This window comes from Ureibacillus terrenus (assembly GCF_006569205.1).
Lineage (GTDB): Bacteria > Bacillota > Bacilli > Bacillales_A > Planococcaceae > Ureibacillus > Ureibacillus terrenus.
The window spans coordinates 204,714-217,562 of sequence record NZ_VIGD01000001.1 but is presented as its reverse complement, the minus strand read 5'-3'; the positions used below and the strand labels follow the sequence as shown (position 1 = coordinate 217,562).

The window sequence follows — 12,849 nt, the reverse complement described above, 5'->3', positions numbered from 1 at the left end:
AGTTGCTTTTTTATTACCACAATTTGTAGCCGATAGAACCAAGAGGAGAGTTTTGGATGATATCGATGATTGGAATTGTGTATGCAAAGATGATCACCGCAATCATGATAATTCCCCAAAGTTTGAAGTTTTCAAGGGCTGCAGGTACTTTTTCTGCACCTGGTGCAACTTCCGCAACAGGGAATTCTTCTTCTCCTTTCGGTGCGAAGAATCCAAGGTAAATGATTAATCCAGTAATCACTAAGATGGCGATGAATAGGATTGAACCACCAATTGCTTGCGTAATTTGGTAAGAAATCCATTCAGCTGCTTGTTCTGAACCGCCATATTCGGAGTAAGCGGAACGACGTGGCGCACCGAGTAAACCTGCAATGTGCATGGCACTTGACATGATTGTCATACCGATAGCCCATAAAATACCTGCGCAGTTAGCCATGCTGTTTGCGCGTTTTGTTAATTTTCTGCCATTTAGGTGTGGTATTAACCAGAAGGCTGTTCCGAAGAATGTTAACGCAACAGCAGTTGCTACAGTCAAGTGGAAGTGACCTGTTACCCAAATTGTGTTGTGTACAAGTTCGTTCATTTGGTAAGATGCGTTAACGATACCGCCGGCACCACCAGGAATGAAGGCAACCATACCAATGAATGGCAATAAGAATCTTGAATCGCTCCAAGGCAATTTTTTGAACCAACCGAATACGCCTTTAGCGCCAAGTTCGCGACCACGCATTTCAAATGTTGCGAACATGGAGAAGGCAGTCATTAAAGATGGAACAACAACGAAGAACGTTAAGACTGTTTGAATAAATTTCCATAATGGATCGATACCTGGTTCAGTGAATTGGTGGTGTAGACCAACCGGCACTGAAAGGATCAAGAACAACATGAAAGCCAATTTTGCCAAAGATTCAGAGAAGATTTTTCCGCCAATGACTTTTGGAATGACAACATACCAAACCATGTAAGCAGGCAATAACCAGAAATAAACCAATGCGTGACCGAAGTACCAGAATAGAGTACGGGATAATAATACATCCACACGTTCAACCAAGCCCATGGACCAAGGAATCAATTGGAATAATACTTCTATTGCTACACCCAATGTAGCGATGAACCATAAGAGGTTGTTAACTACAGCCATAAAGGATAATAATGGTGTGCTTTGACCTTTATGTTCTTTTCTCCATTGAACAAAACGCATCGCTTGTGCTAAACCTGTAATCCATGAACCTACAACCACTAATGCCAAGCCAAGGTAGAATACCCAGTGAGCTTTCAATGGCGCATAGAATGTATAAAGGACAGAAGCTTGATTTGTTAAGACCATTGCCGCTGCTGCAACTAATCCGATTGTTGCAAGCCAGAAACCTACCCAGCCGATTGTGCGTTGTTTATTTGTGAATGTACCGCTAGTTCGGCTGACAGCAGCTGTTTGGAATCCCATAATGAAGAAAGTAGTCAATACAAGTCCGAGTAATACGCCGTGCACTGTCAATACTTGATAGTAGTTTAGGAAACTTGGAAGTTCAAATTTACCTGAACGAACTAAAACTTGTAATAGTCCGGCTGTACCACCTAAAAATACTGCTATGAATGCGACATAAATGTAAGCTAATGCCAATTTTCCATCTTTTTTATCAACAAATTCAAGCTGCTTTTTCAAGCTTGAAGTTGCAGTGCTTTGCACCGTTTCCTTAGTTGTTGTCATTATTGTCCACCACCTTTAATGTAGAGTACATCAATGCGTGACCTGTACCGCAGTACTCGTTACATACGATTGTATACGTTCCGGCTTTATCTAAAGTTGTAATTTTTTCAGATACATAACCAGGTTCAAGCATCATGTTGATGTTTGTTCCTGCAACCTCGAGTCCGTGAATAACGTCTTTTGTAGTAGCGATGAAACGAACTTTAGATCCTACCGGGATTTCAATTTCAGTTGGATTGTAAGCGAATGCTTGCGCAACAAGCACAACTTCGTAATCCCAGTCTTTTCCTTCAACTTTGTGTAATCCAGGATTGTTGAATGGTTCGATTTGATCGACATTTTCGTAGTTGATCGTCCATTTGGAATTGTTTGGATGAGTTCCTCCATGGAATGCGCTTACACCGAGGATGATAAGGAACACGATCAGCGTACCTGTTCCGAAAATCATCCACCATTTCTCATACTTGTGTATTTCCATTGTTTTCCCTCCTACTCAAGTTGTTAGAAGCGAGCTTAATAGTTTAGAAACGACCGATGTACAGATCGAATGCAAGTACCCAGAAGATGATGATGACCAGCCCCACTCCGAAGGTCGCTAATAGGGTACCTTTTAAATTTTCTTCTGACGAAGGCTTTTTGTGATTTGACATGTCTCTCCCTCCTAAATATTTCAATTGTGTTACTTCACGTTCATCATAATAAAAATAAATCCTCTTAGATGTGATAAAAATCACAGTTCTTGGATGGAAATGTGAAATTACTGTGAAAAGCTAAAGATGCACTTTCGTGTTGTTGTGTGTCGAACGGAATCGAACGGGCTGAATATCCGGCTGAAGATTCATGGATTTCCGGCAAAGAACAGCTTCATTTTTTATTCATGAAAGAACACCCCTTTCTTTAAAAAGAAGCAATCAACAATTTCCGGTAGCCTTGTTTGAATCCTTCGCCTCAGTTTGTCGACAGCCGATTTGCATCTTTTGTAATTTAATTACCTTTTTTTATAAAAGAAAAACTCGAAATAAATTGAAATTTGTATATTTCATCTGTTTTGATTATTATGTATAATTTTGATAAAGATTATCATTATTAATGAAGGGGATCTTTTGGATGGTGTACGTGTTTATTGCCATGACGATTGTTGCGTACTTTGGGATCGGTGCTTATATCCTGAAAAATGTTTCGAAATAGTGCCAATCATTGGCGCTTTTTTATTTGCCAAAAAAATCTTTTTATTTTCTAGCGATTTTCCTTGAAAAGCATGATAATATTATAATTGTGACAAAATTGAGGCAAAGGGGTATTTGTTGCATGAATACTTTCGACGAGAAAATTGAAGAGCTGCTACAACAGGCCGCAATTCAATACATAGTGTTCAAACATAATGAAGATGAAGAGCGGATGGAAAAGCTTCATTTGTTTGCGAAAAAACTGTTGCAAAAAGAATATGTAATTGGATTTGCGGGCCATTTTTCCGCCGGGAAATCCAGCATAATCAACGCATTATCAGGAGAAGATATTTTGGCGTCAAGCCCCATTCCTACGAGCGCAAATATTGTAAAAGTGCACAAATCGGATGAAGATTTTGCGATTTGTTATATGAAAGATGATAAACCTGTTAAATTCGAAGCAGGTTACGATATAAAAACAGTCAAAGAATTGAGCAAAAACGGGGAACTTGTCACGCAGATTGAAATCGGTCACAAAGATTCCAAATTGCCGGCCGGGGTGACGGTGATGGATACACCGGGGGTCGATTCGACGGATGATGCCCACCGGATGAGTACGGAATCCGCATTGCACATCGCGGATATTGTATTTTACACAATGGATTACAACCATGTTCAGTCCGAATTGAACTTCCAATTTACAAAACAGTTAATGAAATATAATCCAAATGTGTATTTAATTGTCAATCAAATTGATAAACATAATGAAAATGAACTTTCCTTCGAGGAATATAAACAATCCGTATACAATTCCTTTAAAGCGTGGGGAGTGGAACCGAAAGGGATCTTTTTCACTTCGCTGAAGCAGCATGATCATCCGCACAATGATTTTGAAAAGGTAAAAAGCATTGTGATGGATTCCATGGAGCATTGGCAGGAACGGCTTTTGGAAACCGCCGAAAACACGCTGAAAAAAATGCAAAGTGAACACTTGGCATTTTTGGAAGAAGAAAAAAATGCCCGTTTCGAAGAGTTCTCCGAAGTTTTATCGGCCGATGAATGGGAAAACCGTGAAGATTTATTGGAACAATATGAGAAATTAAAACTCCAAACGAATTTGTTCTCACTTGAAAATTGGGAAGAAAGTTTCAAAGTAAAACGCAATGACATATTGGAAAATGCGGCCATTATCCCTGCCGATTTCCGCGAAAAATTGCGTCTTTATTTGGAAAGCCAGCAAGAAGGATTTAAAGTGGGGGGCTTATTCGGTTGGAAAAAGAAAACGCAGGAAGAAATCGAGCGCCGCAAGAAAGATGTTTATGACCAATATCAATCCATTTTGCAATCACAAGTTATCGGCCACATGAAATCTTTGATGAAGCAGCAATTGAAAGATGTCGGTGCGTTAACGGATGATAGGGCAAGCCAAATTGACGCCATGGCCTTTGATGCGCCGTTCAGTCTGATTGAAGAATGCGTGCAGAAAAATGCCATTGTAACGGGAGATGCGGTATTGAACTTTGCCAATCGGGTAAGGGAGGCAACACGCCGCTATTTTATCCGTGAAACGGATGCCTGGAAAGAAAGCCAAATACCGTTATTGCAAGAAATCAGCGTAACATCCCAGGCGCCTGTCCGGCAAAAATTGAAACATTTAGAGAAGAAAGTGAAGGCGATTCAAAGCATTTCCGAAATGGACGAACGGAAATCCTTCCTGGAGCGGCAGCTTGTCCATGCTTCCAAAAATATTAGGGATGAAGCGAAAAAGAAAAAGGAACAATGGGAAAAACAATTTGAACAAGAACTGAAAGAAGTCCGATTATTTGATCCGTCCATGTTGAAGAAGGAGCAAAAAGAGGAGGAATACGCTGAACTTGCACCGGAGCAAGTCAACCTATCGGTGAAAGGTGAAGAAGTGGTTGAAAACGCCGTCCGCACCGCAAACCTTGTAAAGCGGGTTGAAGGCTTTGAAGAAGTGGCCGACTTCTTGTTGAAAAAGGTGGAAAGACTTGAACATAAAGATTTTACGATTGCCTTATTCGGCGCTTTCAGTGCAGGAAAATCCAGCTTTTCCAACGCATTGATGGGCGAAAAAGTATTGCCGGTGTCCCCAAACCCGACAACGGCGGCAATCAACAAAATCCGGCCTGTCGATGCAAACCATCCTCACGAAACAGCCGATGTGCAGCTGAAGACGAAGGAGCAATTATTGGAGGATATTCAGTTTGCCTATGAAGCGATTGGAATGACTGTGCAATCGTTGGAGGAGGCTTTCAACCGCGCTGAAGAAGCTTTGAATGTTGAATTGAAGGATGAGCGGTTGAATGTCCATAAATCCTTTATCCGCGCCTATCAGGAAGGCTATCCGGAATACATCGGAAAACTCGGCGAGGTGCTCCGTGTAAACAGGGAAGAGTTTGAACGTTTTGTTGCCGAGGAAAGACGCTCCTGCTTTGTGGATAACATCAATTTCTATTATGATTGCCCGCTGACCCGCATGGGCGTGACACTTGTCGACACGCCTGGGGCGGATTCCATCAACGCCCGGCATACAGGGGTTGCATTTGAATACATCCGCAACGCCGATGCCATTCTCTTTGTGACATATTACAACCATGCCTTCGCAAAGGCGGACCGGGAATTCCTGATCCAGTTGGGCCGCGTAAAAGATGCCTTTGAATTGGATAAAATGTTCTTTATTGTGAATGCCATCGACTTGGCAAAAAATGAAGAGGAAGCGGAAGAAGTGAAGGCATACGTCCGCAATGAATTGCAGCGTTTTGGCATCCGATTCCCTAAATTGTTTGGTGTGTCCAGTTTGCTTGCGTTGCGTGAAAAGCAGGAAAAAGCGGAATATGCTTCCGGCATGCAGCCATTTGAAGAAGCCTTTTACCGTTTCTTGAACGAAGACCTTGCATCCATCGCAATCCAAGCGCTTCATGAGGAAGTGGAAAAAACCCATCAACGCTTGTCCGATTTAATCACGCAAACAGAGGAAAACTTAAAACGGAAAGATGAGCGCCTGGAAGAACTCGCCCAATTAGAAAATTATGTGGAAAAGCATTACAGCAGTGCGTCTACCAGCATGATTGAAAGCGATACGAAACAAGAGCTCGATGAATTATTATATTACGTACTGCAACGGGTATATTACCGTTATCCTGACTTTTTCAGAGAAAGTTATAATCCATCGACTTTTGCGGCATTATCGCCTCAGGAAGCTTTAAGCAAAGCATTGAAAGAAACATTGAGTTCATTGAAATTCGACTTTGCCCAGGAGCTTCGGGTGACGAATTTCCGCATCGCCCAATTCATTCAAAAACAAATCAAAGAACGTTTCAAAGAAGAAAGCCGTTCTTTGAAAGAAATGAATCCGAGCTTCTCATTTATCGCTTATGAATTCGAAGATGCGGAATTATTGGATTTTGAAGGTCCATTTGAAGACTTCAATAAATATGCATCCGTGAAATCCTACTTCAAGAACACGAAATCCTTCTTTGAAAAGAATGAGAAGGAACAGTTGAAACAAGCGTTGGAAGATATGACAAAACCGGATGCGGAGCGTTATTTGGAAGAAGAAAAGCAGCGGATGATGGACTGGGCGAAAGAGCAAATTGCGAAGGAAGCGGAAGGATTGCGCAAGCATATTTACCACCAAGCGATGAATCAAATCCACACAGAGCGTCTGTTATTGCAGGAAGAAAGCCGTTTGGAGACTTGGAAAGAAATATATCAACAATTGCAGAAGGTGGAGTTGAAATAAGGAAGAGGGGGAGATATTCCCCCTTTTTATTTTGAAAAACAACCGGAAAAAGAAATTTTTGGGGAACTTTGTAACCTTTTCCGCTTCCATTCGACTAATTGAACGAAAACAAAAAAGAAAGGAGAGAAAGCATGAAAAAAACCTTGTCAACTCTTTGTGCATTGGCATTGCTCGGCAGCTTTGCAGTGCTCCCGGACGCGCGCGTACAAGCGAAAGAAAACGCTCCCAACGAGACTGTGGAAAAAAAGGCGGAGGTTCAATTCAACTATTTTCAGGTGAGCGGAACAATCAGTAAAATCTCGAAACAAGAGAACGGCCAATTCTTTGCCACAATTGATTCGGAACAAAATCCTTTTGGTTTTTACTTCGATGATGAAACTTTGGTATTTGATAATGCCGGAAATGCGGTTGAATTGAAAGAGGGCATGAAGATAACCGCCTTTGTCGATGGTACAAAGCCGATGATCATGATTTATCCGCCTCAATATTCGCCGGATGTGGTCATTGTTAATACGGACAATCCGGGCACGGTTCAGTTGGACAAATTCGACCAAAAGTTTTTAAATGCGGCCAAAGATTTGTACATTCACTTTGATGAAAAAACGGAAATTATCAATTTATCCGGCAAAAAATTAAAGAAAGACTCGGTGATCGATAAGGAAGTACTGATTTTCTATGAAGTTGTGCTTGAATCCTATCCGGCACAAACAGGCCCGTCAAAGGTCATCGTGTTGGAACGGGATGAGAATGGGCAACAAGCATCAAATATAGAGAAAGCATATAAAATTGCGGAACAGGATCACTATTATATCAACAATGTGAAAATGGTGCCGTTAAGATTGATAGCCGAACAGCTTGGATACAGGGTGGATTCCACCGGGAATGGAGCGGTTGTATCCAAGGGCTGCGTTTTCTATATCATTACGAGAGGCAAAACAAGCTACATCCAAAACCAAACAACGAAACAGTTCGCTAAGGCGCCTGCACTGTTGGAGCCACGTAAAACATACGTGCCATACGACTTTATCGAGGAACTTGCAGGGAATTAATTAGATACATCGGGTTACCAATCATGAATGGGACACTTCAAATCATTTGGGGTGTCTCTTATTTTTTTTGTTGAAATTATGAAAATTTTATGACAACTTCATTTTTTGATCAATTGAAGTATGTGAAAAATATCATATTTGGTTTAGTAAAATAGTGTGTTTTTATCTTCACAAATAAAACATTGATTTCACAAGATTTTATTTGTGAAAAATGCGCTTTTTATTATATTTATATAATAATTCGCTATTCAAAAATATAAAAAAAAGGTCATTATCAGAAAGATGAAAACGCTTTAAAAACATCGTATTATCAACATTTTTCGGCTTTCATCCAAATTTGTTATTGACTTTAATCAAGTAAAGTAATATTATACAAAAAACAATATTTATAAAAAGAGAAATAAGGGGATGAGAAAAATGGATGTTATGAAAGAATCGTTGGAAATGCATGGCAATTTTAAGGGGAAGATGGAAATTGTATCTAAGGTGCCTGTCAATGATGCGCGGGATTTGAGTTTGGCCTATTCTCCCGGGGTCGCGGCGCCTTGTCAGGAAATCGAAAAAAGCCCAATGCGGGTCTACGATTATACAATAAAAGGGAATTTTGTTGCGGTCATTTCCGATGGAACTGCGGTGCTCGGCTTGGGGGATATAGGTCCGGAAGCGGCACTTCCTGTAATGGAAGGAAAGGCTTTGCTATTAAAACGATTTGCGGATGTGGATGCGGTGCCAATTACATTGGGCACAAAAGATGTAGACGAAATCGTAAAAACAGTAAAGTTGCTTGAACCGACATTCGGTGCCATCAATTTGGAAGATATATCAGCCCCTCGCTGCTTCGAAATCGAAGAACGGTTAAAAGCCGAGTGCAATATTCCGGTTTTCCATGATGATCAACATGGAACGGCAATCGTGACTGCTGCCGGATTGGAAAATGCATTGAAAATTGTCGGGAAACGAAAAGAAGATGTAAAAGTGGTGATAAACGGTGCAGGTGCAGCCGGAATTGCTACGTTAAAACTCTTGAGAAACATCGGATACCAAAATATTGTGATTTGTGACTCGAAAGGCATCATCTATGAAGGCCGTCCATCAATGAACCCGATAAAAGATGAAATTGCAAAAATTTCGAATCCCGAAAAATTGACAGGAACTTTGGATGACGCCATTCAAGGGGCGGATATCTTCATCGGTGTATCCGTAGCAAACATATTGACGAAGGAACATATCGAAGCCATGAATCGCGATCCGATTGTTTTTGCATTGGCGAATCCAAATCCGGAAATCACATACGACAATGCAAAACGTTGGGGAGTGCGGATCATTGGAACTGGACGATCCGATTATCCAAACCAGGTCAATAACGTTTTAGCGTTCCCTGGCATTTTCAGAGGCGCATTGGATGTTTTGGCAACAGAAATCAACGAAGAAATGAAAATGGCAGCTGTAAAAGCGATTGCTTCGCTGGTTGACGAAAAGGATTTGCATGAAGATTATGTCATTCCAAAACCATTGGATGAAAGAGTGGTTCCGGCTGTGGCGAAAGCGGTGGCGGATGCGGCGGTAGAAACTGGGGTATCCAAACTGTACAGCTTGAATAAGTAATGTGATTTAATAGAAACGATGTTGGCTTGGTTTGAAAAGGCACTTCATCCCAAGCCATATTTTCTTATGCATGAAAATCTTTGATGATCAGGATGGTTTCAGAGAAATGCATCAAATTCAGATGGAAAAAAGAAGGACGATTGGCGCGGGAACAAATCCCGCCAACCGGCCGGAAAATCTTTATTTTTTACCCCCTTTTTGTTAGATGGAATCCCCAATTTATCGAATGATTAATAAACCCCTTCAGCAATCATCCCGTCTGCTACTTTAACAAATCCTGCGACATTTGCGCCAACCATCAGATTTCCAGGTGCACCGTATTTTTCAGCGCATTCTTTGGAAGTTCTATAAATATTTCTCATAATATCGCGGAGTTTTTCATCCACTTTTTCGAAAGACCAGTATGTGCGGCTGGAGTTTTGCGCCATTTCCAACGCAGATGTTGCCACACCGCCTGCATTGGCGGCTTTCGCAGGTCCGAATAATACGCCATTTGCCAAATATTCATTGATTGCTTCTGGAGTTGAAGGCATATTAGCCCCTTCAGCAACTACTTTTACGCCATTAGCGATTAAAATTTTTGCAGATTCTCCGTCAATTTCATTTTGTGTTGCACAAGGCAATGCAATATCGCATGGAATTGTCCAGATGCCTGTGCAGCCTTCTGTATAAGTTGCGTTTGGACGATATTCCACATATTTTTTGATTCGTTCGCCTTTTACTTCTTTGATTTCTTTTACAACATTCAAATCGATGCCGTCCGGATCATAAACATATCCGTTGGAATCGGAGCAGGCCACAACTTTTGCGCCTAAATGTTGGGCTTTTTCAATCGCATAAATGGCAACATTACCGGAACCGGAAACAACCACAGTTTTTCCTGATAAAGTATCATTCGCATCTTTCAACATTTCTTCTACAAAGTAGATTAATCCGTAACCAGTTGCTTCTTTGCGGACCAAAGAACCGCCGTAGCCAGGTTGTTTACCAGTAAGAACACCTGCTTCATGCATTGCTTTAATGCGTTTATATTGGCCCCATAAATAGCCGATTTCCCGGGCGCCTACACCGATATCCCCGGCAGGAACATCGACATCAGGACCGATATGGCGATACAATTCAGTCATAAACGCCTGGCAGAAGCGCATAATTTCTGCGTCGGATTTTCCTTTAGGGTCAAAGTCGGATCCGCCTTTGGCACCACCGATTGGAAGCCCTGTCAATGCGTTTTTAAAGATTTGCTCAAAGGCCAAGAATTTCATGATGGATTCGTTTACTGTAGGATGGAATCGTAATCCGCCTTTGTATGGACCCACTACGTTATTAAATTGAACGCGGTAACCGCGGTTTACATGAACGCGGTTTTGGTCATCCTGCCAAGTGACGCGGAAAGTGATGATGCGATCCGGTTCAACGATACGTGATAAAATGTTTTGTTCAATGTATTCTGGATGTTGTTCAAATACAGGAACTAAAGTGGAGAATACTTCTTCCACCGCTTGAAGGAATTCTGTTTGATAACCATATTTATTTTTAAGCTGATTATACACAGAATCGATGTACTCTTTTGCTTTGGATTGGTTTTTTACTTCAGTAGTCATTTGCATTTCCCTCCCAAAAATCTTATGAGAAAATGTTATTATGATTTTTCAAACAATTCAATATACGATTTTTTCCTCAAGGAAAATAAATTGTAAAAAAATTCTAAATAAAATTATGTTTATATAATATTTATTTCCTGAAATTAGTGAAAGGATTGGTGCTTATCATCAACGTTCTAATTGATGCGGATGCGTGCCCAGTCGTTGATATTGCTGTATTTGTTTCATCTCAATATGAGATAAAACCATTCTTGTTTTGCGATACTTCTCATCTTATTAATAGTAAGAATGCAATAACAATTCAAGTGCCGGAAGGGCGGGATTCCGTTGATTTTGCTATAGTGAATGCGGTTTCAAAATATGATGTGGTGATTACCCAGGACACTGGTTTGGCTGCCATGTGCCTGGCAAAAGGTGCCTTCGTATTGAATCAAAATGGAAAAGAATTTACAGAAGAAAATATCGAATTAATGCTGTTTTTCAGGCATGAAAATGCAAAATTTCGCCGTGCAGGAGGAAGAACAAAAGGGCCTAAAAAACGAACAGAGAAAAATAATTTGGACTTTGAAATAAAATTTCGACAAATTTGTGAACGTGCGATTTCATTGAAAAAGGAGAGTCAGAATGGTTGATTTTCAACGCAATCTTTCGGAAAAAGAACGATATATATTCGAAAAAGTGGAAAATTCCATTCCGGTTCTATGGATAAATCCGAACAAAACGGATCGTTTTCCTGAAAATCATTCCTATTCTTTTCAGGTAGTTCTGGAAGCGGAAAAACGTTTAAAAAGGTTTAGTAGTTATATAAAGTTAGTCTTTCCGGAAACAAAAAATTTACAAGGAATCATTGAATCAAAATTAATAGAAATACCGAATATGAAGCAATTGATTGAAAAACATGCAAATAAGCCGCTGGCCGGGAAGCTTCTATTAAAATGCGACCACGAACTTCCGGTTTCAGGATCCATCAAAGCGCGCGGAGGCATATATGAAGTATTGAAATTTGCGGAACATATCGCTTTTAAACATGGATTCATAAAAGAAACGGACGATTATGCCGCTTTTCAACGCAGTGAATTTAAAGAATTATTCAGCCGTTATAAAATTGCGGTCGGCTCGACGGGGAATCTGGGGCTCAGTATCGGCATTATGGCAGCAAAATTGGGGTTTCAGGTGACGGTGCATATGTCAATGGATGCCAAAGAATGGAAGAAGAAACTGCTTCGTGAAAAAGGGGTCCAAGTCATTGAATATGCATCAGATTACAGTCTGGCGGTGGAAGAAGGAAGAAGGCAGGCGGCGGATGATTCGATGTGCCATTTTGTCGATGATGAAAATTCAATTGACTTATTCAGCGGATATGCGGTCAGTGCACTGCGATTAAAAAATCAATTGGAACAACTCAATATTCGGGTCGATCAGGAGCATCCATTGTTTGTTTATTTGCCTTGCGGGGTAGGCGGTGGTCCGGGGGGCGTGGCATATGGCTTAAAGGCGATTTATAAAGAGCATGTGCACATATTCTTCGGAGAGCCGACCCAGTCCCCTTGCATGCTTTTGGGGATGATGACAGGATTGCACGACAACATTTCGGTGATGGACATAGGTTTGACGAACCGTACCGAAGCGGATGGGTTGGCGGTGGGACGGCCTTCCAAATTTGTAGGGAAGTTGATGGAGCCGATTTTAAGCGGCTGCTACACAGTAGCGGATGATTTTTTATTCGAAAGTTTGAAGGAAATGGCCCGGACGGAGGGCATTTTTATGGAGCCTTCAAGCCACGCAAGCGTATATGGGCCGATACAGTTGCTGAAAGAAGGGAAAACGTATTTGGAACATCATGGACTGCTGGATAAGCTCAATCAAGCAACCCATCTTTTATGGGGAACCGGCGGCAATATGGTGCCTCAGGAGGAAAGGGAAAAATACTTAAATAAGACCATCTAATAAGGTTCAA

9 protein-coding genes are annotated in these 12,849 nt (G+C 41.0%); 5 read left to right on the top strand and 4 right to left on the bottom strand.

Annotated features, from left to right (window positions below):
- Positions 1–13 precede the first annotated feature (13 nt).
- The 3 genes from FKZ59_RS01105 to FKZ59_RS15065 are packed head-to-tail and all read right to left on the bottom strand — an operon-like array spanning position 14 to position 2,358.
- Complete coding sequence (locus tag FKZ59_RS01105) at positions 14–1,708, bottom strand: b(o/a)3-type cytochrome-c oxidase subunit 1 (protein WP_141600888.1); 1,695 nt, start codon at positions 1,706–1,708, stop codon at positions 14–16.
- Positions 1,695–2,186, bottom strand: a complete 492-nt coding sequence (locus tag FKZ59_RS01100; RefSeq protein WP_141600887.1) for a cytochrome c oxidase subunit II — start codon at positions 2,184–2,186, stop codon at positions 1,695–1,697. Before FKZ59_RS01100 ends, FKZ59_RS01105 begins: the two co-directional genes overlap by 14 nt.
- Positions 2,187–2,229: 43 nt before the next feature.
- Positions 2,230–2,358, bottom strand: a complete 129-nt coding sequence (locus FKZ59_RS15065) for a hypothetical protein (protein WP_281279174.1) — start codon at positions 2,356–2,358, stop codon at positions 2,230–2,232.
- A gap of 658 nt (positions 2,359–3,016) precedes the next feature.
- Between FKZ59_RS15065 and FKZ59_RS01095 the strand changes: the two genes are divergently transcribed.
- From FKZ59_RS01095 to FKZ59_RS01085, 3 genes are all read left to right on the top strand, one after another.
- Positions 3,017–6,637, top strand: coding sequence for a dynamin family protein (locus tag FKZ59_RS01095; RefSeq protein WP_141600886.1), 3,621 nt, complete (start codon positions 3,017–3,019; stop codon positions 6,635–6,637).
- A gap of 131 nt (positions 6,638–6,768) precedes the next feature.
- Positions 6,769–7,686 (top strand): stalk domain-containing protein, encoded by a 918-nt coding sequence (locus FKZ59_RS01090; protein WP_141600885.1) that lies wholly within the window; start codon positions 6,769–6,771, stop codon positions 7,684–7,686.
- Between the two features lie 417 nt (positions 7,687–8,103).
- Positions 8,104–9,291 carry an NAD(P)-dependent malic enzyme gene (locus FKZ59_RS01085; RefSeq protein ID WP_141600884.1) on the top strand — a complete coding sequence of 396 codons (1,188 nt, stop codon included), beginning with the start codon at positions 8,104–8,106 and terminating at the stop codon, positions 9,289–9,291.
- A gap of 230 nt (positions 9,292–9,521) precedes the next feature.
- On the opposite strand, the gene gdhA is transcribed toward FKZ59_RS01085, so the two are convergent.
- Positions 9,522–10,892 carry an NADP-specific glutamate dehydrogenase gene (gene gdhA / locus FKZ59_RS01080; protein WP_141600883.1) on the bottom strand — a complete coding sequence of 457 codons (1,371 nt, stop codon included), beginning with the start codon at positions 10,890–10,892 and terminating at the stop codon, positions 9,522–9,524.
- Positions 10,893–11,050: 158 nt separating this feature from the next.
- Here gdhA and FKZ59_RS01075 point away from each other — a divergent pair, with 158 nt between their 5' ends.
- On the top strand, positions 11,051–11,524 hold the full coding sequence (locus FKZ59_RS01075) for a YaiI/YqxD family protein (protein ID WP_408057417.1): 474 nt from the start codon (positions 11,051–11,053) through the stop codon (positions 11,522–11,524).
- Complete coding sequence (locus FKZ59_RS01070) at positions 11,517–12,839, top strand: D-serine ammonia-lyase (RefSeq protein WP_141600882.1); 1,323 nt, start codon at positions 11,517–11,519, stop codon at positions 12,837–12,839. Before FKZ59_RS01075 ends, FKZ59_RS01070 begins: the two co-directional genes overlap by 8 nt.
- Positions 12,840–12,849 lie beyond the last annotated feature (10 nt).

What these genes read in the sequence shown, in the direction of transcription:
- FKZ59_RS01095 (WP_141600886.1), top strand. Translation starts at nt 3,017, where the DNA reads ATGAATACTTTCGACGAGAAAATTGAAGAGCTGCTACAACAGGCCGCA.
- FKZ59_RS01090 (WP_141600885.1), top strand. Translation starts at nt 6,769, where the DNA reads ATGAAAAAAACCTTGTCAACTCTTTGTGCATTGGCATTGCTCGGCAGC.
- FKZ59_RS01070 (WP_141600882.1), top strand. Translation starts at nt 11,517, where the DNA reads ATGGTTGATTTTCAACGCAATCTTTCGGAAAAAGAACGATATATATTC.
- FKZ59_RS01100 (WP_141600887.1), bottom strand. Translation starts at nt 2,186, where the DNA reads ATGGAAATACACAAGTATGAGAAATGGTGGATGATTTTCGGAACAGGT.
- FKZ59_RS15065 (WP_281279174.1), bottom strand. Translation starts at nt 2,358, where the DNA reads ATGTCAAATCACAAAAAGCCTTCGTCAGAAGAAAATTTAAAAGGTACC.
- FKZ59_RS01105 (WP_141600888.1), bottom strand. Translation starts at nt 1,708, where the DNA reads ATGACAACAACTAAGGAAACGGTGCAAAGCACTGCAACTTCAAGCTTG.
- gdhA (WP_141600883.1), bottom strand. Translation starts at nt 10,892, where the DNA reads ATGACTACTGAAGTAAAAAACCAATCCAAAGCAAAAGAGTACATCGAT.
- FKZ59_RS01085 (WP_141600884.1), top strand. Translation starts at nt 8,104, where the DNA reads ATGGATGTTATGAAAGAATCGTTGGAAATGCATGGCAATTTTAAGGGG.